Raw genomic sequence first — 22,635 nt, forward strand, 5'->3', positions numbered from 1 at the left:
GGCTTCGGTTAAATATACTTGTTGTATATGACCATTATGGTGAACTGATTTCAAGGGAGGGTATACCTATGAATGAAAATTGCTATGAGGCAGTATACAGTGAGGATTATGCAGATTATATAGTTGAATACAACGGAGACAGGCAGGTATTGGAAGAGATTTATTCCAATGCCTGCCTGTTTTTTATTGATAACAGGTATGCAATACTTTATTCCAAAAAGAGAAGCGACTACATGGAGAGCTTCGGGAACCTGGCATACAATATATTTCCCAAGCTGTTGGCACCTATGGACGCGGCGGTGGGAGAGGCAGCTTACAATACTCCTTCTATTTTGTCCATGATCAACGGGGAAAATCTTGACAACGAAAGTGTTCTTGGACTTGACGGAAAGGATATTGTCATTGGAATCGTTGATACAGGAATAGACATTTTAAACGAAGAATTTTTAAACGAATACGGCAGAACCAGGATAAAATATGCATGGGATCAGAGCGTTAATTCATCTTCCGGTGATGGTTATGCCGGAGAATTCCCCTTTGGAACGTATTATACGGAGGAGCAGCTTAACAGGTTTGTTGAGGAAGGAAACAGTGTGCTCCGTGGAGAGGATAACCATGGAAATTATCTTGCTTCCATAGCCGCCGGGAGAAATAACGGTATTGCAGTAAACAGCGACCTTGTGGTGGTGAAGTTAAAGAAGGCAAAGGAAAATCTCAAGGAGCTGTACGGAGTTAGGCAGGGAGAAGCCTATTCGGAGGCAGATATAATGCTGGCGATTGCGTATATCCTCCAGTGTTCCTACAGATTAAGGAAAACAGTGTCCATACTTATAGGCTTTGGAACCAACAGTGGAAGCCACACAGGCAGTGCGGCCCTTGAGGCATACATAAATAATATAGGAATATTAAGAGGCGTATGTGTCAGTGTTGCCGGGGGAAATGAAGGCTCCGCCGGTCATCACACTGATGGGGACATAGAGGATAATGAACAGGCGGTCATAGAGATAAATGTGCCGGAGAAGACTGCATTTACCCTTGAAATATGGGGAAAGGCTCCCGGAGTATATGCTATAGGCATGGATATTGCCGGTGGCGAGATAATTGATCGTATCCCGCCTCGGTTTGACAGAAGTCAGATAATAAAACCTATATTCGGCGGGGGAACCATATATGTGGATTATTTTCTTGTGGAGGGGCAGGCCGGGGACGAATTGATACTGGTAAGGTTCTTTGACACCCCAAGAGGACTTTACAGGATAACCCTTACAGCCACCGGGACAGTGGAGAAGCAGTACAGGGCATGGCTGCCGGTGAGCAGTTTTGTGCCGGAGGGACTGGTATTTACCAATCCTGTAACCTGGGGGACGGTGACGGTGCCGGGAACTGCGGTGACACCAATAGTTTCCGGGGCATATAATTACAGCGACGGAAGCATATATGTAAATGGCAGTCGTGGCTACACTGCGAATTCAGTGGTGAAGCCCGATATTGCAGCTCCCGGAGTGAATATCACCGGAGCGGGTCCTTACGGTACAAAGGTTACCGGAAGCGGAAGCTCCATAAGTGCAGCCTGTGCAGTCGGTGCCGCCGCCCTTATGCAGCAGTGGTCCAGGGACAGAGGACTGTCACCATACATAAACGGCAATCAGATCAGGCAGTACCTTATAAGGGGGGCAGACCGTGAGAACAGCCGCCGGTATCCAGACAGGTATTACGGCTTCGGGACATTGAACCTGAGGAAAACCTTTGAGTCTTTGAGGAATTTGTAAGGGATTTATGATGGGATAAAAGCTGATATAATGCCCATATTGAAATAGTGGTGTATAAAAAAGATAATATAGGAATAGAAGAGAATAGAAGAGCTATGGCCCAAATGAAGATAACAGAGAGAATATCATGAAAATGATAATGTTATATAATTGCGGAAAGGGAAAAATAGTTGTATATTTTCATTGGACTATAAATTACAATCTTGGCAGGTAGAGAATGGATAAAGTATATTTGCTTGGTGGCAGACGAAGCTACATAGGTGTTGAAAATGGAATATATAGAAATGTAAGTGCTGAGGAGCTGGGAGCATTTGTAATAAAAAAAGTGATGGACAGCTACGACATTTCGCCGGAGGATATAGATCTGGTGGCGGTAGGAAATGCTATCGGAGCAGGGGGAAATATAGGACGTCTTGCTTCCCTTATGGCAGGGGTCCCGGAGAAAACTCCGGTGGTGACAGTGGACTCCCAGTGTGGCTCCGGGCTTGCAGCCATTATGCAGGCGGCAATGCAGATAGAGCTTGGCATGGCAGATGTAGCTATAGCCGGAGGATTTGAAAGCAGCTCAAGTGCACCTGAAAGGCGCATAAATAAACGACATCCGGACTATACGGTGGACGGAGATAATGTATTTAAGGTGGCGAAGTTTAAGCCGGGACCCTATGATGAGCTGGCAATGTTTAAGGGGGCGGAGAAGTGTGCCGCAACCTTTGGCATGGATAGGCATGAGCTTGACATGTATGCCATAAGAAGCCACAGAAGAGCGGCACAGGCAAGGGAGAATGGAGAACTGGATGACATACTTGCCGGAAGCTTTTACGAGTACGACAGAAGCAGGAGAGCTGTGGAGGATGATGAACCAGGCAAATGTGTAAATGTAGAAACAGACAAATGTGTAAATACAGAAGCAGAACAACATAAAAATATGACTTTGACAAGAAAAGAGCATCCTGAAAAGGATGAGGGCATAAGGGACAGGATATCCGAGAAGTTACTCACAAGACTTCCGGCGCTGGTTCCCGGTGGAAGTTATATCACGGTGGGAAATGTATGCCTTACAAATGATGGGGCGGCATTTGTACTGCTTTGCTCGGAACGTTTTCTGAAAAAGTATAAGGAAAATAAAAAATATATCAAGGACATGAATGAAATCATACATCCCTTCAAGATAGTTGACATTGTTTCTGTGGGGGCGTCACCGGATATGAGCCCTGTCAGTATAGTTCCTGCTATAGATAAGCTCTTGAGCAGGAACAACCTGAAGGCTTCAGATATATTGGCATGGGAGTATAATGAAGCATTTGCAGTTATAGATAAGTTGATGGAGAGTTATGTAAACAAAGACTTTTCAAATGCAAATGTATTTGGTGGCGCATTGGCATACGGACATCCTTATGGGGCGTCCGGAGGCATAATAACCTTACATCTCATGAAAGCTATGGAGAAATTGATGGCGGAGGAAGCCGAAGTCTCAGCAAATAATAGCGTGGATAATGAAGCCGGATATAATGATGTGGACAATAAAGATTGGAACATTGTTGTAAAAGGTGAAGATGTTTCGGAAACAGATATATCAGAAACGAGATACGGAGTATGTGCAGTTGCCGCCGCCGGCGGAATAGGCACGGCCATGCTCGTCAGCAGGTGAGATGTTTCGCTGAATTTTGTACAGAATAGCGAGGTTTACATAAATATGAAATATAGAAATTACTATGAAATGATAAAAACAGTTCAACCTGATAGAGTTGCTCTGATAGAAGATGGAAGAATATATACCTATGGAGACATTATCAGGCAGGCAGATGTCGTGTCAGATCGGTACAAAGGCATACTGGCAGGAAGTCCAGAAAAAAATATTTGCACGGGAAATTCAGAAAAAAATGTGGCAGCTGAGTTGGGAAGCGTGATAATTCTTGAAAATGATATATGTCTTATAGTGAAGGATACTGTTGCCCTGGAGCTTGTATATTTTATTGGAATTATGAAGGCCGGGAAGGTGCCTGTAATATGTGGCGGCTATCCTGATAATGAGGAGCTTGACACAATAAAGTCTATAGAGGTTCCTCATGGTGCAGTGATGGGAGTCATGACATCAGGAACCACAGGAAGTTCAAAGGTGCTATTTAGAACCATGGAGAGCTGGGCAGATTATTTCCCTGTGCAGAATAAGCTTTTTTCCATGGGTGGAGATACTGTGCTGTTCACACATGGTTCCCTGTCATTTACAGGAAATCTGAACCTGTACATGGGGCTTATGCATGATGGTGGCAGGATCGTGACAACCAGGAAATTTGACCCGAGATATTGGGCTAAATGCATAGATGAGAATTATGTAAACTATATATATCTGATCCCGGTGAAAATGATGGCCCTGGTGAAGTCTTATTCGAAAGCCGGAGGGCAGGCTGATAATATCTGTAATGCTGCTATAAAGCATTATATCACCGGCTCACAGTCCTTTGGTGCAGAGGAGGCCGCAAGAGTAAAGAGGATTTTCCCTGAATGTGACATGCTTGTTTATTACGGAGCCTCAGAGATAAATTATATAACATATCTCACCGACAGAGAATTCACAGAGGATTCAAGGCTGGTGGGAAGACCATTTCCTGAGGTGGATGTCAGCATAGAGGACGATGTGTTTGTGGTTGACAACTCGTTTGGCGTTATTGGTGCTCCAAGACCTTATAAGACAAATGACCTGGGCTTTGAGGACGAAGAAGGAAGATTTTATTTCCTTGGAAGGGCTGATGATATAATAGTTGTAAATGGAAGAAAGCTGTCAGCCTACAAGATCGAGGAAGCCCTGCGTAAGTATCTCGGGGTAAAGAATGTAGCTGTGAAGTCAGTTAAAAATGGTGATGACGAATCTATATGGGCATATTACGAGTCAGAAACAGAGAAAACAGATGAGAGTTATGTAAATATAAGGCAGAGCCTTGCGGATGTTCTGGAAGCCTGCGAGATCCCGAAACATTTCGTCAGAGTCGACAGCCTGCAGAAGACCGAAAGTGGAAAAGTGCTGAGAAGACTAGTGTAATGAATATGCAGACCGGTAAGGTTACAGATATATGTGAAAGGTAATAGGAAATTAATATTTTAATTGACTTATGAGAGATTTATAATATGTCTGGCCTATAGGGATAGATGTCAGTTCATCTGCGCTTTTTACTGCAACATATCTGGTTGTTATGTCATAGTTTGCAATGAAATTCTTATTTATAATATAGCTTTTGTGGCATCTGATGAAGTTTCCAGGAAGTACTTTCAAGATTTCCTTAAGAATTGTTGGTGCTGGAGCTAAAGACATGTAGCGTCAGCCCTCGCCGTAGGCGATTTATTATGGGCTGATGTTCAATGTTAGAGAGCCGTAATCATGAAAGAAACTATTGTCTGGTGTGGTGATGCAGGAACGGATTTTTATTGAAAAAGTCTTTTGCGGATGCTATTATAAAATACGATATTTGGCATGGCTTGAGTTCAATCAGAATAAGGAGCGAAAAATGAAATACTGTATAGAAAATGAATTAAACACCATGGATTTTCATGATGCAACCATTGAGGCAGTAGATTGGGACGACAGGGAAAATGTGCAGGCTGTTCTAACATTCACACTGACTGGAGTTATAGTTAAGGCGGAAAATTCCCAGAATGAGATGTATACAGACAGGTATGCAGATACCATGAATCTTAGATTTACAGGAGCAGAAATTCAGGCAATCCTGCTTGAGGGGCACAAATTGTATGATGCCGATGACAGGCTTATAGAACAGGTGCCTGACAGACCGTTTAGTGCAGAGGAGTATAGGCAGGTACTGAAGAAATTTGCAAATAGTGCCATATTCTATGCCGGAATTCCTAAGGAAAAGGTTGTTGAGAATTATGTAAACTTCCCTGGCTCTGCAGCAGAAAACACAACCATGGGAGATGGCAGTGATGCCTGTAAAAGAAAAGAATGCTTTCAGATGATAATTGATACCGATGAGGAAGAAAATCCGTCATATGTGCTAAGCTTCTTCTATGATAATGCAACAGCGTCCTTCGAGCACTTACTCAATAAGGCAAATATAATGTAAAAAACAGGAATGCGATACTGTTTAAATTGCAGGGGAGGATCAGTTATGGCGAAGAGAATAAAACAATATCTCGATTATATAGAAGAAATATTAAAAAGAGAAGATTTGGATTTTATCGATGAGCAGAGAAAACATCTGATCCAGATAAAGTTCTTTATGCATGAAAGGCTTATACATCTTATAGTTACGTTCCTTTTTGCAATACTTACAGTGGCTGGTTGTATGGCATTTGTAATATATGAGAAAATATCACTGCTTGTTCTTGCACTAGCATTTATGGTGCTTCTTGTGCCATATATCAAACATTATTATCTCCTTGAAAATAGTGTCCAGAAAATGTACGAACAGTATGACAGGATGCTTGCCAAAACCGACCCGGAACATTTTCAGGTGAAATAAAATTGCGAGAAAAACATGACCTAAAAATGCAAAATGGCAAAACAGGTCAAGAAAAAACCGAAGAAAACATGACCTAAAAATGCAAAATAGCGAAATAGGTCAAGAAAAACCAAGGGAAAACATGACCTGAAAATCCAAAACAGCAAAACGGGTCAAGAAAAATCCAGGGAAAACATGACCTGAAAATCAAAAAGTGGAAAACAGGTCAAGAAAAGCAAAGAAAAAGCATGACCTGAAAATCAAAAAGTGGAAAACAGGTCAAGAAAAACACAGAAAAAACATGACCTAAAAGTCCAAAACGACAAAACAGGTCAAGAAACCAACCCAGAAAACAGGTGCCATAAAAAAATATGTATGTCAAAAGCAAAAAAATTGTTTTGACATACATATTTTTTATCACGGTCCACAGTTGATAAGGCGCCAAAAGCGTGAAATAAACAGCGTTTGATACCATGAAACCTAAATTACGGCACATGCACGCCCCTTATTCCCTACTTTAAGTCAGAAAAATCGTACTCTACCGCCTTTTTGTCAGAACCAACCTTATATATTTTTCCGGTATCCGGATCAACATAGAAGTCGCCCACCTTCTTGTCTCCATTCTTGGAGTCATGAAGCTCAATATGGTATCCGCGCTTTCCATCAGCATATTCAACAAGATCCTTATCATTATTAGTTACGGAATAACGGCCTGAAGAGTCAGGAAGCATTCCCATGAAACGATTATAGGCATCATCAAATGTTCTTACAGAACCATTTATCATGTCACCGGCACCATTGGCAATATTGTCAGCAGCATCACCGACCCCATGTGCAGCATCATTTACAGCGTCCCCCGCGCCATCTGCCACGTCCTTAACAGCATCACCGGCTCCATCAGTCACATCTTTGACAGCATCACCGACCCCATCAGTCACGTCTTTAACAGCATCACCGGCTCCATCAGCAGCATCTTCCACAGCATTACCTGCATCATCAACAGGATTATCGGAACCGGAGCAGGCTGTAATTGCAATACACATCATGCAGCACATCAGCAATAAAATTATTTTCTTTTTCATGATAATTTCCTCCAAATGAATATTATGAGATTATTATGTCATGTAAATTAAGAAAATATTCGTTCCGCAGAGTTAGATGCACACTTTGAATTGGGTTATTATGAAATATAATAAAACCATTGATAGTTCATGCCGGATATGCTACTTTAAAATGAATATTGTCAAAATAAAATATAGCATAATGCCAAATTAAAAATATTACAAACAGCAAAAATGCGGTATGTTGTATAAGAACAACACACTTACACTGAAGATGGGCGAGGAGGTTTCAGTATTTGGACGTATACAGAACCACTACTGTAAAAGTGGAACAGGTTCTGGTATACACTGTGACTTTTTGCTGCTGTTATCGTTGAGATAATATTTAAAATATTGTATTATATAAGTTAAATGTGACGTGGTGTGTCAACTGGATATGCAGCTCTGGCCATTTAAATTTTACATGGCTGGAGTTCAAGAGGAAGAGGATGATAGATATGACATATGAAGACGCATATAAATACATAAAAAAGGCGGAAGGAGCAGGGATTGTTCCGGGGCTGTCTACTATAAAAGAACTGCTTTCCAGACTGGGAGATCCCCAGGACTCTCTAAATGTTATTCATATAGCCGGCACCAATGGAAAGGGTTCTATATTTGCATTTCTCGAATATATATTAAGGGCGGCAGGCTACAGAGTAGGAAGATACATTTCGCCAACTATATTTACATATCTCGAACGCTTTCAGATAAATTCCCGGTATATGACGGAAGAGGAATTTGCAGAGATAATGGAAGCTGTCGGGGGAGCTGCATCCGGTATGGAGGCTGACGGATTGAATTATCCTACAGCCTTTGAACTTGAAACAGCTATGGCATTTCTATATTTTAAGAAGAAAAAAGTGGATTTTCTTCTCCTGGAGACAGGGATGGGGGGAAGGCTTGATGCCACAAATGTAGTAAAAAAGCCATTATGTACCGTCCTTGCCAGCATAAGCATGGACCATATGAAATTTCTGGGAAATGATCTTTCGGGGATACTTCGTGAGAAGATGGGTATCATGAGACCGGGAGTACCATGCGTGGCATATCAGCTTCAGGAGACCCTCAGACCGGCATATCTGGAGGAGTGCGAAAGACTTGCAGCTCCGGCAGATATGTGTGATTTCAGCAGGATCAGGATAACAGCAATAGAAAAGGATTATACAGAATATATATATGACGGCAAGTGTTACAAAATAGCCTTAAATGGACTCTATCAGGTATACAACAGCGTAGTGGCCATAGAGGTGGCAAGATGTCTGAACAGATACAGTGGCTGCAGCATAACGGATGAGCAGATAAAGAAGGGTCTTGCCGCTGCCCGGTGGAAGGGGAGATTTGAACAGGTAGGAAGTGATCCTGATATATATATAGACGGAGCTCATAACGTAGGCGGCTGGCAGAGCCTGGCGCAGAATGTAAGAGAGTATTTCAAAGATAAAAGGCTGATCTACGTATGCGGAGTGTTCAAGGATAAGGAATATGAGAAGATGCTTGATATAATGGCACCATACAGTGATACACTTATAGCTGTGACACCTCCTAATGAGAAACGTGCGCTTCCAAAGGAGGCACTTGCACAGGCAGCAGAGAAGCATTTTCAGAATGTGTATACTGCTGAAACTGCAACGGAGGCAGTGAAAAGAGCCGTGGATCTGTCAAGGACAGATTTCGTAGATGGTGAAACAGGTATTCAGAGCAGAGAGGAAACAGTTGTACTTGCTTTCGGCTCACTTTCGTTTATTGGAGAGCTAAGCATCGGCAGATAAAAAATGCAGGCAAAAAACAAGACAGGACATTTACATGGAAAGAATAGACAGAATATTCAACAATGAAAAATTCAAAAATTATATCCGGGTGATAGAAGAAAAGGAAACAGATCGTATATATTGCAGACATGGATTGGATCATCTTCTGGACGTGGCAAGACTGGCATATATCTTCTCGCTTGAAGATAAGGCAGATGTGACCAAAGAATTGATATATGCAGCAGCACTGCTTCATGATATCGGAAGGGCAGATGTAGATGACGAGGGAATCGATCATCATAAACTGAGCTGTCGGTATGCAGTTGACATAATTAGAGAGGCTGGATTTGATAAGTGCGAAGAAAATGAGATCATAAAGGCTATAAGTTTACATAATTCTAGCAACAAAAAGAAAAAAGGACTTTCTCTGTATATCTACAGAGCCGATAAGCTTTCAAGAGACTGCTATAACTGTAAGGCTATAGATACCTGCTACTGGAAGCCGGAAGAAAAAAATATGAACATAGAATATTAAGCCCTTTGCCGGAGCAGGCAATGCCCAATAGGCAAATTTTAAAGGGGCTGATGTTTTACACAATAAGGGGGATATCATGATAATAGGAAAGTACGATTTTAATGAGGACAGACCATACATAATGGGAATTTTGAATGTGACACCGGATTCATTTTCGGATGGAGGTTTGCATAACACAATGGATACCGCAAGAGCAGCCACAGAGCAGATGATAAAGGATGGGGCTGACATAATCGATGTGGGCGGTGAATCCACAAGACCGGGACATGAGAAGATTTCGGATCAGTGCGAGATCGACAGGGTGTGCCCTGTTATAGAAATGATAAAGAAGGAATTTGACGTTCCCGTTTCTCTGGATACCTACAAGGGAAAGGTCGCGGAAGCAGGAATACTTGCAGGTGCAGACCTGATAAATGATATATGGGGGCTGAAGTGGGACAAGGATATGGCAGATATAATCGCCAGACATGACAAGGCATGCTGCCTTATGCACAACAGGGACAACACAAATTATGTAAACTACCTTGAGGACGCCATCAAAGATCTTGACGAGTCGGTGCAGATGGCATACAAGGCAGGAATAGATAAGAATAAGATAATGGTAGATCCCGGCATAGGCTTTGGCAAGACATTGGAGCAGAACCTTATCATGATGAACAATCTGGAGCTTCTTAAGAAGTGGGGACTTCCGATACTTCTTGGAACCTCGAGAAAATCCATGATAGGACTTACCCTTGATCTTCCTGTAAATGAAAGGGAGGAGGGCACCATTACCACCTCTGTTATAGGACTTATGAAGGGCTGTCAGTTCTTCCGGGTTCATGATGTCAAGGCGAATTACCGTGCCCTTAAGATGGCACAGGCGATACTTACAGCATAAGGTATGTGGCGGAAACTTAATATTGTAGTATATAGATGGGAGAATCTGCATGGATAAGATAAAGATAAGAGGTCTTGAGATATTTGCAAATCACGGTGTGTTTGAAGAAGAGAAGATATTGGGACAGAAGTTCATAGTAAATGTAGATTTAGTTATGTCAACCAGAAACGCAGGCCTTACAGATGACCTGAACAAGTCCGTGGACTATGGGGCAGTGTGTAAGCTCATAAGTGAGATCATGAAGGATTGCAACCATAACCTGATCGAGGCGGTTGCCGAGAATGTGGCGTCAAGTATACTTTTGAAATACCAGGATGTGCAGGAGGTGGATCTGGAGATACAGAAGCCATGGGCACCGGTGCATATGCCGGTGGATACGGTATCTGTGGAGATAACCAGAAAAAGGCATGTGGCATATCTGGGTATCGGGTCCAATATGGGAGATAAGGAATCATATCTTGATTACGCCATAGATGAGCTTAACAATGACGATTACACCAAGGTCACCAAAGTGTCAGACTTTATTGTAACAGAGCCTTACGGCGGTGTTAAGCAGGATGATTTCCTTAACGGCTGTCTTGAGGTGGAGACTTTAAGGACACCGGAGGAGCTTTTAAAGCTTGTGAACGCCATTGAGGCGGGAGCAGGAAGAGAGAGACGTATTCACTGGGGACCGAGAACTCTGGATATAGACATACTTTTGTATGATGACATTGTTTACGATTCGGATGATCTTCATATTCCTCATGTGGAAATGCACAAGAGAGAGTTTGTACTGGAGCCTTTAAAGAATATAGCAGCCTACAAGAGACATCCTCTTAAGGGGCTTACTGTTTCAGAGCTATTTGATGAACTGAAACATAGAAAATAATTGGAGAAATAAATGTACACAATAGAAGACTTGAGAAGTGTAGAAAAAGAAATAGCAGAATTGTCAGAGGTCAGAAAAAAAATCATGTCTGAGATAGCAGTCTCCGGCGGCAATGTATTTGCAGAGGATGCGGAGAAGCTTCCCTGGAGAGCGGATTTTAAGGGCGTGAACAGTCTGGACATAAATGAAGACACGGTGGTGGCGTATCAGGGAGTTCCCGGAGCATACAGCCATCAGGCAATGTTCAAGTTCTTTGGTGACGATATAAAAAATATAAATGTGGAAGCATTTGAGGATGTAATAGATGTTATAAACAGTGGAAAGGCGGATTATGGGGTTCTTCCAATAGAGAATTCCTCTGCCGGCTTCGTAAACGGAATATATGATATGGTTGGAAAGAGCAACCTTACTGTGGTGGGAGAAGACCAGGTACATGTTGCTCATGCCCTGCTTGGGGTTCCGGGGGCAAGGATTTCTGATATAAGGCAGGTATATTCCCATCCACAGGGACTGATGCAGTGCAAGGATTTTCTTGATACTACGGACTGGGAGCGTATCAACGTGGCAAATACTGCGGTGGCGGCACAGAAGGTCATAAACGAACAGGACAGGACTCATGCAGCCATAGCCAGTGAGCTGGCAGGAAGGATCTACGGCCTTGATATATTAAAAAAGGGCATTGTAAACAATAATAATAACACCACAAGGTTCATAATCTTAGCAAGGGGTAAAATGTATGTAAAATCAGGGAAAAATGTTATTATTTCCTTTTCCTTGCCCCATGAAAGTGGTACACTTTATAACATACTCAGCAACATAAATCTGAATGGGATCAACCTTACAAACATTGAGTCTAGACCCTTAAAGGGAAAGACCTGGGAGTATAAATTCTTTGTGACCATGGAGGGGAATATGGACGATCCGAGAACCATATCTGCATTGTCAGGAATATACAGAGACTCATTGGATTTCAGGCTGATAGGAACTTATTAAATATAAAGAAGAGAATTAAAGATAAATTATATGCAGAAAAAATAATGTCAGGGGGTAGTACATTATGGCATACAAAACATTTGCAGCAATAGACGTGGGATCAAACCAGATTAATATGAAGATCTATGAGATTGCGTCAAAGAAGGCTGCCAGGGAGATAGACAGCGTAAGCGGCGTAATAGAGCTGGGAAGCGATACATACAGGAACGGACGTATAGAGGAGTCGTCCTTAGATAAGCTGTGTGATATCTTAAACAAATTCAAGAAGAAAATGAAGGAATACAGGGTTGCGGAATACAGGGCATATGCCACCTCTGCGGTAAGAGAGGCAGAGAATGCTGAGTTCGTTATTGAACGGATCATGATGAGAACCGGCATGAAGGTTGAGATCCTCAGTAACTCAGAGCAGAGGTTCATGAACTACAAGGCATACGCAGCCAAAAAGGGAAGTGAGGAGCAGCTTGCCAGCAAGAATGCGGCACTTCTTGATATTGGTGCAGGAAGTCTGCAGATATCAATATTTGACAAGCAGAATCTGGTAAATACCCAGAACCTTCCGATAGGTGCCGTGCGAATAAGAGATTATCTTCAGAAGTTCGGCGCAGATACAGTGGAGCTTGAGAACATAATGGAAGAGTATGTGTCAAACTTCATTCTGGAATTCAGGAACATGTTCTTAAATGAAAAAGAGATAAAGCGTATAATCGCCATTGGCGATGGTATCAATAATTTAAAGAAGGTGGGACCGGAGCTTAATATTGAGAACAGTATTTCAAGAGAGCAGTTCGGAACTTTGTATAAGAGAGTGTTTGATATGAATCCGGAGGCACTTTCTGAGAACTACGGAATACCATATGAGCAGGCAACCCTTATGCTCCCTATGGCTATCATATATCAGTCATTCTTAGACAAATCAAAGGCCGAGGAGATACTTACACCGAATGTTACCTTTTGTGATGGTATTGTTGCCCATTACATGGACAAGGAGGGCTATACATATATAACAAAGGACTTCGACAATGACATAATCCAGTCGGCGTACAGCCTTGCCAAGAGGTATAAGTGCAATACGGCCCATATTGAGAATGTATGCAGTAACGCTCTTGCCATATTTGACAGTTTTAAGGGAACCCATGGGCTGGACAAGAGAGAACGGCTGCAACTTCAGATTGCGGCAATTTTGCATTGCTGTGGTAAGTATATCAACATGAATGAGAGTACACTTATTTCATATTACATAATAATGGCTACAGAGATACTTGGCTTGTCTCACAAGGAGAGAGAAGAAATTGCGAATATCGTACGATACAATGTTTATTATCTTCCCTCTGCAGCCAAGGCAAGCGGCACTATAAATACTGCAGATTATATGAAGGTTGCCAAGCTTGCTGCCATATTAAGACTGGCAGACGTTCTTGACAAGAGCCACAAACAGAAGATTGACAGCGTGAGAGTTACAATAAAGAATGATACGCTTACCATAGTGGCTGATACATTTGAAGATATAACACTTGAGATCGGAACATTTAAAGAAAAGACAGCATTATTCAAGAAGGTATACGGAATAAAGCCTGTACTGAAGCAGAGAAGGGGGTTATAAAGGATGGCAGAGGAAAAAACATTATTTTACAACAGAGAGCTTAGCTGGCTGGAATTTGACAAGAGATGCTTAAGCGAGGCAAAGGATAAGACTATACCGATATTTGAAAGAATAAAATTCCTCAGTATCACAGCATCCAACCTTGATGAGTTCTTCATGGTAAGAATAGCGTCCCTTACAGATATGGTACATGCAGATTATACCAAGAAGGATATTGCGGGGATGACACCTAAGGAGCAGCTTGATAAGCTGAAGGAGGGCACCAAGGAGTTCATGAAGAACCAGTACCATACCTACAACAGGTCACTGCTTCCTCTTCTTGAGACAAATGGGCTTAAGATAGTGGGCCACTATGAGGATCTTACGCCGGAGCAGTCAAAGTATGTGGATAAGATATTTGAAAAGGATATTTACCCGGTACTTACTCCTATGGCGGTGGATTCGTCAAGACCGTTCCCCCTTATTAAGAATAAATCTCTTAATATCGGTGCCCTTATATATGACAAGAAGAAGGATGTTACAGATATAGCAACCGTACAGGTGCCATCAGTTCTTCCAAGGATAATCTCATTACCATCAGCAGATAAGAACGTAAAGGAGATAATCCTTCTCGAAGAGGTTATAGAGAAGAACCTTGATAAGCTCTTCCTGAACTATGACATAGTCTGTGCCCATCCATACAGGATCATGAGAAATGCTGATTTCTCCATTGATGAAGAGGAGACAGCAGATCTTCTTAAGGAGATAGAGAAGCAGCTTAAGCAGAGACAGTGGGGCGAGGTTATCCGACTTGAGGTGGAGGATAACATGGACAAGAAGCTTTTAAAGGAGCTTAAGAAACATCTGAACGTGGCAGATGATGTAGTTTACAAGATAAATGGACCCCTTGACCTTACCTTCCTTATGAAGGTAAATGGTCTTGAAGGCTTCGACCATCTGAAGTATCCTAAGTATCCACCACAGCCTGTGCCGGGGATGGGAGATTACAGCAGGATATTTGACAGGATCAAGAAGCATGATATACTTCTGTTTCATCCATATTACGAGTTCACTCCTGTTATTGAGTTTATCAGACAGGCGGCAAATGATCCTGATGTACTTGCCATCAAACAGACTCTGTACAGAGTAAGTGGTAATTCACCTATTATTGCCGCCCTTGCCCAGGCAGCGGAGAACGGCAAGCAGGTTACGGTACTTGTGGAGCTTAAGGCAAGGTTTGACGAGGAAAATAATATTGCATGGGCCAAGAAGCTTGAGAAGGCAGGCTGCCATGTAATATATGGTCTTGTGGGACTTAAGACCCACTCAAAGATAGCACTGGTGGTAAGACGTGAAGAGGATGGTATCAAGAGATATGTCCACCTTGGAACAGGTAACTACAATGACGCTACAGCAAAGCTCTACACAGATATGGGACTTCTTACCTGCAGTGATCCTATCGGAGAGGATGCCACAGCAGTATTTAACATGCTGTCAGGGTACTCAGAGCCTAAGAAATGGAACAAGCTGGCAGTGGCACCTATATGGCTTAAGGATAAGTTCCTCATGCTCATAAACAGAGAGGCAGAGAATGCACGTCAGGGAAAGAAGGGACGTATCATAGCAAAGATGAACTCTTTGTGTGATCCTAAGATTATGCATGCTCTTTATGATGCTTCGGCAGCAGGAGTTAAGATAGATCTTATAGTGAGAGGCATATGCTGTATCAGAGCAGGGGTTCCGGGGCTCAGCGAGAATATATCGGTGAGATCAATAGTTGGAAATTATCTTGAGCATTCAAGAATATTCTATTTCTACAATGACGGATTTGAGGATATATACATGGGAAGTGCCGACTGGATGCCTAGAAACCTTGACAAGCGTGTGGAGATAACCTTCCCTGTGGAGGATCCGGAGCTTAAGGAGAAGATCAAAAATATTCTGAAGATACAGCTGGCAGATACCTTAAAGGCTCATATAATGCAGCCTGACGGAAGCTATGAGAAGCAGGATCTCCGTGGCAAGGTAAGACTTGATTCCCAGATGTACTTCGTTGAAGAGGCAAGAAAAAGCCAGAAGGAAGAGGATGAAGTAGAAGATAAGAGAGTGTTCATTCCTGTTGAGGCAGAAGAACCGGAGGAAGATATATAACATATATATTATAGAAGTCTGAAGATCAGTATAAAAATGTCTGAAGGCTTCATGAAAAATATTTAATGAATAACATGTAAATATACTTGACAACATATAATATAGATGGTAAAGTATAGAAGCTGTGTGTAAGTAACACAGATACAACAAAGCAGAGTGTCCACTCTCACCTTAGCACATTTGGTGACTCGGGTTTATATGAAGCATGATTTTATAAAAATAGCTAAGTATAAAGTGGATGGTTTGCGCTGTCCACTTTTTTTAATGGAGGTACAAGGTCATTAGCGAATTAATGATTAACGAACAGATAAGGGATCGCGAAGTGCGATTGATTGGTGAGGATGGCCAGGTTGTTGGCATCATGTCTTCAAAGGAAGCTCTCAAGATCGCAAAAGAAGCAGAGCTGGATTTAGTTAAGATTGCACCGCAGGCAAAGCCGCCTGTATGCAAGATTGTTGATTACGGTAAGTACCGCTATGAGATGGCCAGAAAAGAGAAAGAGGCCAAGAAGAAGCAGAAGACCATGGAGATCAAGGAAGTAAGATTTTCTCCAAATATCGATACTAATGATTTGAACACCAAGATTAATATGGCAAGAAAGTTCATATCTCATGGCGATAAGGTAAAGGTTACCTTGAGGTTCAGAGGAAGAGAGCTTGCCCACGTTGAGCAGACCAAGGGAATCCTTGATGAGTTTGCTGAACAGCTTTCAGACATAGCAGTGGTTGATAAGCCGGCTAAGTTTGAAGGAAGAAGTATGATAATGTTTTTAACCCAAAAGCGTTAATTTAAGATAAGATTTAAATCTAAGGAGGAATACACTACAATGGCTAAATTAAAGACAAAAAAAGCAGCAGCTAAGCGTTTCAAGGTTACAGCTAGCGGTAAGTTAAAGAGAAGCAAAGCTTACAAGAGTCATATCTTAACAAAGAAGACCACAAAGAGAAAGAGAAATCTTAGAAAAGCTACAATGACTGACTCAACAAATGAGAAGGTTATGAAGAAGATTTTACCTTATATTTAATAGATTGGAGGAACAGACTAATGGCAAGAGTTAAAGGCGGTATCGGCGCTAAGAAGAGACACAATAGAGTACTTAAGCTCGCTAAAGGATACAGAGGAGCTAGAAGTAAGCAGTATAGAGTAGCAAAGCAGTCAGTAATGAGAGCTTTAACAAGCTCATATGCTGGTAGAAAGCAGAGAAAGAGAGAGTTCAGACAGTTATGGATCGCTCGTATCAATGCAGCAGCAAGAATGAATGACATTTCATACAGCAAGTTAATGCATGGTCTTAAGGTTGCTGGTGTAGACATCAACAGAAAGATGCTTTCAGAGATGGCTATTTCAGATCCTGAAGGATTTGCCAAGCTTGTAGAAGTTGCTAAGGCAGCTATCGCTTAATATAAAATAAGTAAGTATAAAAGAAGAGGAAGTCCGTATGGGCTTCCTCTTTTGCTGTAATGATGCCTGAGACATCGTTATGCCGCAGCAACCCCAATTTCAAATGGTTGCTGCTTTTTTTATTGCTTTTTATCGCTGTATGGTGAATATTTCCAGCACAAGCTGTCAATAATATCCTTGAAATCATAATGAAAAGGAGAATTTCAATGGAATTAAAAGAAAAAGAACGTATGGCAATAACAGATCTTCAGACCCAGGAGCAGAGCTGCGTAGAGAAATATGCCAAGTATGCAGAGCAGGCAAGAGATCCTGAGCTTAAGAATCTTTTTGGAAGATTACAGCAGGAAGAGCAGAAGCATTATGACAGCCTTGAGCAGGTACTTAATGGTACAGTTCCGGCATGTGACTGCAATGATACCGCCGGAAAGGACTATGAGCCGGAGGCTGCCTATGGAATGTTAGATGACTCAGAGGATAAGAAGCATGATGAATTTCTCGCTACAGACTGTATAGGCACAGAAAAGCTTGTGTCAGGCGAGTACAATACAGATGTGTTCGTGTTCGGGGACACTGCCATCAGAAAGCTTCTGGCAGATATACAGGTAGAAGAGCAGAACCACGCAGAAATGCTCTATAAGTATAAGGTAGCAAACGGAATGGCTTAAAAATAAAAAATGGACACCGTCTAGCACCGACCGAGCCGGCAGGCGAGACCTTGAACCGGGGTCAAGAGGCGCAGCCTCTTCAACAAGAAAAAGACACCGGATAAAATCTGATACACTTACTGTTAGAGGAGCGGGAGATGGGGTGCTGGTGTTCGGTGGACACCGTCTAGCACCGACCGAGCCGGCAGGCGAGACCTTGAATCGGGGTCAAGAGGCGCAGCCTCTTCAACAAGAAAAAAGACACCAGATAAAATCTGATGTCTTTTTCTTGTTGATGCGGGAGATGGGACTTGAACCCACACGCCGTTTCCAGCACTAGATCCTTAGTCTAGCCTGTCTGCCAATTCCAGCACTCCCGCATGTCTTTTTTTGTTATTCTGTGTTGTGCTCTGCTCAACACAAGTGATATAATACCACTCCAATATATGGTTGTCAACAAAAATTTTAACTTTTTTTGATTTTTTTTACTACCCCTTATTTCTGCCATGATCTGCACGGTAAAAGTCCTGCTCCAAGGCTCGTGACTACACATAAATAAAGCACAGGGATATGTTTATCCCTGTGCAGATCCTTACTGTGATATTTATATCTTTATCATATTGGTGAGCTTACGTTCAACCTCTTCCATAAGATGTCCCTTGTAAGCCTGATAATACTCGTGTGTGAACTGGGTATACAGGAATTTGTTCCATAAATTGCTGCAATATGTACTGTCAAAGTCATAGTAAGAATCAGTATAGATCATACCGTTACTGTATCTAGTAACATCAAGATATGGCTCCTTGCCTGCATAGCTTAATCTCATAACAAGGTTTTTCTGTTCGCTGCAACATGCGAACGTCTCTAGGAACATCTTCATTTGTTCCTTAGTAACTCTTTCAACAAACATAAATCTCGACCTCCCAATAATTGTCCCTGCTAAAATTATATATAAAATAAACATGATTGTAAAGGGAAAAGCACAGGTAGTATATTAAGGAAATCTTAAACATATATATTGATTTAATATATTGCTAACACATGGTAAAAAGACTAAAATTAGTATAACTGTGATAGATGAATACAGACTATCTATGTACAGATAAACGATATGAAATAATAAGTGGGAGGATAGAAATTTTATGATATGTAAAAGCAGACGCAGGATGAAGTGCCGAACCTGCCTTGCCTGCACCATTGCACTCTGTCTCATGACCGTGGGACTTACCGGCTGCAGTGATCGTAAGGTAAGTGACAAGCCCGCAATAAATATAGAACCATATGCCATGACAGTCCATGAAAGAGCTACAGTAAAAGAGGGGAATATTTCCTCACAGATAAAGCTTACTCTGAAGCCGGATGGTTTTTCCAGCAAGGATTATTCGGTAAAGCAGGACGATTTTGAAGTCGATCAGATCAATGTAAAGAATGGAGATAAAGTAAAAAAAGGTGATGTGATGATCTCCTTCAAGGCAGATGAGATAAATAAAACCATAGATGAGTATACGAGAAAGAAGGAAGAAGACCAGCTTCTTATTGATCACTACTCACGTCTTATGGGGATAGATAGCAGCAACGACTACTCTGAGGACATCAAGTCCCTTAAAGAAGATATCGAGCTGTCAACCCTGTATATCCAGGAACAGCAGGAGAAGCTGAAGGAATATCAGGTTATAGCAGAAGCAGACGGAATAGTCACATACGTCAATGAATGGCTGGAATATGGATATGCCTCAGCAGATGAAACATTGGTGTCTGTAGCGTCCGGCTCCGATGCTTTCATAGGATCTACAGAGGATCTCACCTATGAATTTAATATAGGTGATGTATTTACAGCAACCCAGGGGGTGGCAACCTATGACATGAAGCTGGTAGACGTGGAACAGGTTAAGAACGAGGCCACCGGTGGTGAGGAAAGACAGCTGAAGTTTGAGTGCCAGTCAGATATTGAAGTTACAAATGGATATATGGAGCTTGAGGTTGTCATAGATAAGCCGGTCATATCCAATGTTACATACGTTGATAAGAGTGCTGTGAAGACAGTGGATGGAACATACTATGTATACCGGTTTGATGAGGATGGCTACAGGGAGATAGTTCCTGTGGAGGTTGGAGATACAGTTGACAATTATGTCATTATCAAGTCAGGATTGAATGCAGGAGAGCAGGTGAGTATAGATTGAAGAAGTATTGTTTAAAGCAAGACAAGACAGCAGCATCTAAGAAAAGAAGAACATCAAGAGCAGCATTGGCAATTCTTCTGAGCCTGTCAATGGTCATGTCTATATCAGGCTGCGGTGGCAAGAAGGAGAATGTACCGGATCTGCTTGATCCTATATCAACCAATGCAGCATACAGACCTGTAATGAAAGGAGATATAGGTAACAAGATCGTAAAGACAGGAAATGTTGTTCCTGAGGATTACTGTTATTATTTCAAGACCAGCAGCGAGCTTGAGAAATTAAACGTAGCCATAGGTCAGTATGTACATAAGGGCGATGTGCTTGCGGAGGCGAGTGCAGAGGCTGGCGAGAGCGAGGTTACAGAGCTTGAGAACAATCTTGCCGAACAGAGAAAGAATCATGAACTTAATCAGAAGATATTCCAGCAGAATCAGAAGATATATGATTATCAGATAAAGGGATATGAAGAGACCGGTGACGAGGAGTCATTAAAAGCTGCCAGGATACAGAAGGCAACAGCTATAGAGAACGACAGATATGATGGCATGCTCTACGACTATCAGATCAGGAAAGCGGAAGAAGAGATAGAAGAGAAGAAGAAGCTCATCGGAAGCAACAGACTGGTGGCTGAGGTGGATGGATATGTCACATATGTGAAGGATACAACAGAGTCCTCAACAGTAGGTGCAAATGAAAATGTGGTGGTAGTATCAGATTACAACAAGACACATATTGAGATACCGGATCTTACGGTTAAGGATCTGGAGGTTTACCAGAAGTACGGAATCAAATATGCAGTTATAGATGGTGAGAAGCATGATCTTAAAATAGATGAGTACTCAAAGACAGAGCTTGCCAAAGCACAGGCAATGTCCCAGTATCCTAATATGAGATTTGAACTGGCAGACGGAGAAACATCAAAGCTTAAGACCGGAGATATGATACCGATGTATTTCAGTTCTTCGGACATATCAAATGTATTGATGATAGGAAATGATTCGATATATGAAGACGGAGAACAGGCATTTGTATATGTTAAGACAGAGAACAGCGACAAGGAACGCCGTGATGTGGAGCTTGGAGCAGCCGATACCAACAACACCCAGGTGCTTTCCGGTCTTGATGAGGGAGACCTGGTGTTCTATGCCTCAGACGCCATCATGCCGGGAAATTACAGTGAGTATAAGGTTGAACTTAAGGATTTCAGTATTTCAAAGGACAGCAAGAAGCTGCAGCTTGTAGACACGGATATGGTGAAGTACAAATCTCCGTGTGAAGGCTACCTGGTGGATTTCAATCTTCAGGCAGGTATGCAGGTTAGCAAGGGAGATATTTTATACTCCATAGACAGCGGCGGCGGAAGCGCTGAGCTTAAGCAGGCGGCATTGGATATACAGCATGCTAAAGAAGAATATAATTCCAATATGAATGGTTATAATGATCAGATAAACGATTATAAGAAACAGATAGAGGATTACAAATACAGAAAGGCACATCCGGCCGATCCCGATCCAGAGGATCCACCGGTGGCAACAGATACAGATCCGGATAAGCCTGATGATCCTGATACACCGGATGACAATCAGGATACTCCGTATTTTGTAGAACAGACTCTGTGTCAGATAGAGATAGTAAACATTAACAAGCAGATAGCCACTAATCAGTACAATTCCAATATGAAGACTCTTCAGGCAAAGTATGATGAGCTTGCCAAGGACAACGATGGAACAGGTGTTGTCAAGGTATATGCAGAACAGGACGGATACATAGTAAATGTATATGCAACTAAGGGATACAAGCTTGAGAAGGGTACGGAGGTTGTAGGTATAGCCTCAAAGCAGAATCAGATACTTGGAGCTGCAGTAGAAGGAAAACTCGCAGTGAACCAGCAGGTAACGCTTGTGAATTCAACAGACAATTCCAATGCAATAAATGCCAGGTGCATAGGAAACAGCGGTGATGGCGGAAAAGTATATATCAACACAGTGGACGGTGAGGTTCAGATAAGCACCTGTGCTGCATCCGGAAGCCTGTTATATTATCTGGCAGTTGATGATCAGTCATATTATGATGCACCAAAGGGATATGTCTTAAGGTACAGCACCACTGATCTGAAGAATGTGGTTGTACTTCCAAAGGGAATGATATATACAGAGACCGTTAAGACTACAGGAAGCACTAAGAAATACGTGTGGAAGGTGATAGATGGTCAGATCGTAAAGCAGTATGTAACCCTGGGAGAAGAAGATTCCAAGAGTGTATGTGTACTGTCAGGTGTTGACGCCGGCGATATACTCGCCCTTGAGAAAGCAAATTAAGGAGGAAGG

At 42.1% G+C, this 22,635-nt stretch carries 21 protein-coding genes and 1 tRNA gene; 18 read left to right on the plus strand and 4 right to left on the minus strand.

Annotation, left to right across the window (positions count from 1 at the left end):
• The first annotated feature begins 68 nt into the window (after positions 1-68).
• From DXB54_RS09020 to DXB54_RS09030, 3 genes are all read left to right on the plus strand, one after another.
• Positions 69-1,769: a S8 family peptidase gene (locus DXB54_RS09020; RefSeq protein ID WP_118694967.1), complete on the plus strand. Its 1,701-nt coding sequence runs from the start codon at positions 69-71 to the stop codon at positions 1,767-1,769.
• A gap of 217 nt (positions 1,770-1,986) precedes the next feature.
• Positions 1,987-3,417, plus strand: coding sequence for a thiolase family protein (locus DXB54_RS09025; protein ID WP_118694968.1), 1,431 nt, complete (start codon positions 1,987-1,989; stop codon positions 3,415-3,417).
• A 45-nt stretch (positions 3,418-3,462) separates the two neighbouring features.
• Positions 3,463-4,806, plus strand: coding sequence for an AMP-binding protein (locus DXB54_RS09030; RefSeq protein WP_118694969.1), 1,344 nt, complete (start codon positions 3,463-3,465; stop codon positions 4,804-4,806).
• A 51-nt stretch (positions 4,807-4,857) separates the two neighbouring features.
• Here the strand turns inward: DXB54_RS09030 and DXB54_RS12405 are convergent, their stop codons facing one another.
• A complete protein-coding gene (locus DXB54_RS12405; protein WP_118694970.1) occupies positions 4,858-5,076 on the minus strand; it encodes a LytTR family DNA-binding domain-containing protein in 219 nt (72 codons plus the stop codon).
• Positions 5,077-5,269: 193 nt separating this feature from the next.
• Between DXB54_RS12405 and DXB54_RS09040 the strand changes: the two genes are divergently transcribed.
• Both DXB54_RS09040 and DXB54_RS09045 read left to right on the plus strand, forming a co-directional pair.
• Positions 5,270-5,842 (plus strand): hypothetical protein, encoded by a 573-nt coding sequence (locus tag DXB54_RS09040; RefSeq protein ID WP_118694971.1) that lies wholly within the window; start codon positions 5,270-5,272, stop codon positions 5,840-5,842.
• 45 nt (positions 5,843-5,887) lie between these two features.
• The gene (locus DXB54_RS09045) at positions 5,888-6,241 is read left to right on the plus strand and encodes a hypothetical protein (protein WP_118694972.1); all 354 of its coding nucleotides are present in this window, start codon (positions 5,888-5,890) and stop codon (positions 6,239-6,241) included.
• Positions 6,242-6,732: 491 nt separating this feature from the next.
• Here the strand turns inward: DXB54_RS09045 and DXB54_RS09050 are convergent, their stop codons facing one another.
• Positions 6,733-7,302 (minus strand): hypothetical protein, encoded by a 570-nt coding sequence (locus DXB54_RS09050; protein WP_118694973.1) that lies wholly within the window; start codon positions 7,300-7,302, stop codon positions 6,733-6,735.
• 467 nt (positions 7,303-7,769) lie between these two features.
• Here DXB54_RS09050 and DXB54_RS09055 point away from each other — a divergent pair, with 467 nt between their 5' ends.
• From DXB54_RS09055 to DXB54_RS09105, 11 genes are all read left to right on the plus strand, one after another.
• The gene (locus tag DXB54_RS09055) at positions 7,770-9,092 is read left to right on the plus strand and encodes a bifunctional folylpolyglutamate synthase/dihydrofolate synthase (protein ID WP_243104788.1); all 1,323 of its coding nucleotides are present in this window, start codon (positions 7,770-7,772) and stop codon (positions 9,090-9,092) included.
• Positions 9,093-9,126: 34 nt separating this feature from the next.
• A complete protein-coding gene (locus DXB54_RS09060; RefSeq protein ID WP_118694974.1) occupies positions 9,127-9,606 on the plus strand; it encodes an HD domain-containing protein in 480 nt (159 codons plus the stop codon).
• A gap of 76 nt (positions 9,607-9,682) precedes the next feature.
• On the plus strand, positions 9,683-10,486 hold the full coding sequence (gene folP, locus DXB54_RS09065) for a dihydropteroate synthase (RefSeq protein WP_118694975.1): 804 nt from the start codon (positions 9,683-9,685) through the stop codon (positions 10,484-10,486).
• 49 nt (positions 10,487-10,535) lie between these two features.
• Positions 10,536-11,357, plus strand: coding sequence for a 2-amino-4-hydroxy-6-hydroxymethyldihydropteridine diphosphokinase (folK, locus tag DXB54_RS09070; protein ID WP_118694976.1), 822 nt, complete (start codon positions 10,536-10,538; stop codon positions 11,355-11,357).
• A gap of 12 nt (positions 11,358-11,369) precedes the next feature.
• Entirely contained in the window at positions 11,370-12,350 is a 981-nt protein-coding gene (locus DXB54_RS09075) for a prephenate dehydratase (protein ID WP_118694977.1), read from the plus strand.
• A gap of 64 nt (positions 12,351-12,414) precedes the next feature.
• A complete protein-coding gene (locus tag DXB54_RS09080; RefSeq protein ID WP_118694978.1) occupies positions 12,415-13,950 on the plus strand; it encodes a Ppx/GppA phosphatase family protein in 1,536 nt (511 codons plus the stop codon).
• Positions 13,951-13,953: 3 nt separating this feature from the next.
• Entirely contained in the window at positions 13,954-16,080 is a 2,127-nt protein-coding gene (locus DXB54_RS09085; RefSeq protein WP_021938567.1) for an RNA degradosome polyphosphate kinase, read from the plus strand.
• 292 nt (positions 16,081-16,372) lie between these two features.
• Entirely contained in the window at positions 16,373-16,867 is a 495-nt protein-coding gene (infC, locus tag DXB54_RS09090) for a translation initiation factor IF-3 (RefSeq protein WP_021938566.1), read from the plus strand.
• A 39-nt stretch (positions 16,868-16,906) separates the two neighbouring features.
• A complete protein-coding gene (gene rpmI / locus DXB54_RS09095) occupies positions 16,907-17,104 on the plus strand; it encodes a 50S ribosomal protein L35 (RefSeq protein WP_021938565.1) in 198 nt (65 codons plus the stop codon).
• Between the two features lie 20 nt (positions 17,105-17,124).
• A complete protein-coding gene (rplT, locus tag DXB54_RS09100; protein WP_118694979.1) occupies positions 17,125-17,481 on the plus strand; it encodes a 50S ribosomal protein L20 in 357 nt (118 codons plus the stop codon).
• A gap of 206 nt (positions 17,482-17,687) precedes the next feature.
• Complete coding sequence (locus DXB54_RS09105) at positions 17,688-18,146, plus strand: ferritin-like domain-containing protein (protein WP_021938563.1); 459 nt, start codon at positions 17,688-17,690, stop codon at positions 18,144-18,146.
• Between the two features lie 275 nt (positions 18,147-18,421).
• Here the strand turns inward: DXB54_RS09105 and DXB54_RS09110 are convergent.
• Positions 18,422-18,505, minus strand: a tRNA-Leu gene (locus DXB54_RS09110).
• 224 nt (positions 18,506-18,729) lie between these two features.
• Positions 18,730-19,035: a hypothetical protein gene (locus DXB54_RS09115; protein WP_021938562.1), complete on the minus strand. Its 306-nt coding sequence runs from the start codon at positions 19,033-19,035 to the stop codon at positions 18,730-18,732.
• A 232-nt stretch (positions 19,036-19,267) separates the two neighbouring features.
• Between DXB54_RS09115 and DXB54_RS09120 the strand changes: the two genes are divergently transcribed.
• Positions 19,268-20,308 carry an efflux RND transporter periplasmic adaptor subunit gene (locus DXB54_RS09120; RefSeq protein ID WP_021938561.1) on the plus strand — a complete coding sequence of 347 codons (1,041 nt, stop codon included), beginning with the start codon at positions 19,268-19,270 and terminating at the stop codon, positions 20,306-20,308.
• Entirely contained in the window at positions 20,305-22,626 is a 2,322-nt protein-coding gene (locus DXB54_RS09125) for an efflux RND transporter periplasmic adaptor subunit (RefSeq protein ID WP_118694980.1), read from the plus strand. The genes DXB54_RS09120 and DXB54_RS09125 overlap by 4 nt, the downstream gene beginning before the upstream one ends.
• Positions 22,627-22,635 lie beyond the last annotated feature (9 nt).

The organism is Coprococcus sp. OM04-5BH (genome assembly GCF_003482105.1).
In the GTDB taxonomy this organism is placed as follows: Bacteria; Bacillota; Clostridia; order Lachnospirales; family Lachnospiraceae; genus Coprococcus.

Coding starts and splice junctions, on each gene's coding strand:
- DXB54_RS09020 (WP_118694967.1), top strand. CDS start 69: ATGAATGAAAATTGCTATGAGGCAGTATACAGTGAGGATTATGCAGAT.
- DXB54_RS09025 (WP_118694968.1), top strand. CDS start 1,987: ATGGATAAAGTATATTTGCTTGGTGGCAGACGAAGCTACATAGGTGTT.
- DXB54_RS09030 (WP_118694969.1), top strand. CDS start 3,463: ATGAAATATAGAAATTACTATGAAATGATAAAAACAGTTCAACCTGAT.
- DXB54_RS12405 (WP_118694970.1), bottom strand. CDS start 5,076: ATGTCTTTAGCTCCAGCACCAACAATTCTTAAGGAAATCTTGAAAGTA.
- DXB54_RS09040 (WP_118694971.1), top strand. CDS start 5,270: ATGAAATACTGTATAGAAAATGAATTAAACACCATGGATTTTCATGAT.
- DXB54_RS09045 (WP_118694972.1), top strand. CDS start 5,888: ATGGCGAAGAGAATAAAACAATATCTCGATTATATAGAAGAAATATTA.
- DXB54_RS09050 (WP_118694973.1), bottom strand. CDS start 7,302: ATGAAAAAGAAAATAATTTTATTGCTGATGTGCTGCATGATGTGTATT.
- DXB54_RS09055 (WP_243104788.1), top strand. CDS start 7,770: ATGATAGATATGACATATGAAGACGCATATAAATACATAAAAAAGGCG.
- DXB54_RS09060 (WP_118694974.1), top strand. CDS start 9,127: ATGGAAAGAATAGACAGAATATTCAACAATGAAAAATTCAAAAATTAT.
- folP (WP_118694975.1), top strand. CDS start 9,683: ATGATAATAGGAAAGTACGATTTTAATGAGGACAGACCATACATAATG.
- folK (WP_118694976.1), top strand. CDS start 10,536: ATGGATAAGATAAAGATAAGAGGTCTTGAGATATTTGCAAATCACGGT.
- DXB54_RS09075 (WP_118694977.1), top strand. CDS start 11,370: ATGTACACAATAGAAGACTTGAGAAGTGTAGAAAAAGAAATAGCAGAA.
- DXB54_RS09080 (WP_118694978.1), top strand. CDS start 12,415: ATGGCATACAAAACATTTGCAGCAATAGACGTGGGATCAAACCAGATT.
- DXB54_RS09085 (WP_021938567.1), top strand. CDS start 13,954: ATGGCAGAGGAAAAAACATTATTTTACAACAGAGAGCTTAGCTGGCTG.
- infC (WP_021938566.1), top strand. CDS start 16,373: ATGATTAACGAACAGATAAGGGATCGCGAAGTGCGATTGATTGGTGAG.
- rpmI (WP_021938565.1), top strand. CDS start 16,907: ATGGCTAAATTAAAGACAAAAAAAGCAGCAGCTAAGCGTTTCAAGGTT.
- rplT (WP_118694979.1), top strand. CDS start 17,125: ATGGCAAGAGTTAAAGGCGGTATCGGCGCTAAGAAGAGACACAATAGA.
- DXB54_RS09105 (WP_021938563.1), top strand. CDS start 17,688: ATGGAATTAAAAGAAAAAGAACGTATGGCAATAACAGATCTTCAGACC.
- DXB54_RS09115 (WP_021938562.1), bottom strand. CDS start 19,035: ATGTTTGTTGAAAGAGTTACTAAGGAACAAATGAAGATGTTCCTAGAG.
- DXB54_RS09120 (WP_021938561.1), top strand. CDS start 19,268: ATGATATGTAAAAGCAGACGCAGGATGAAGTGCCGAACCTGCCTTGCC.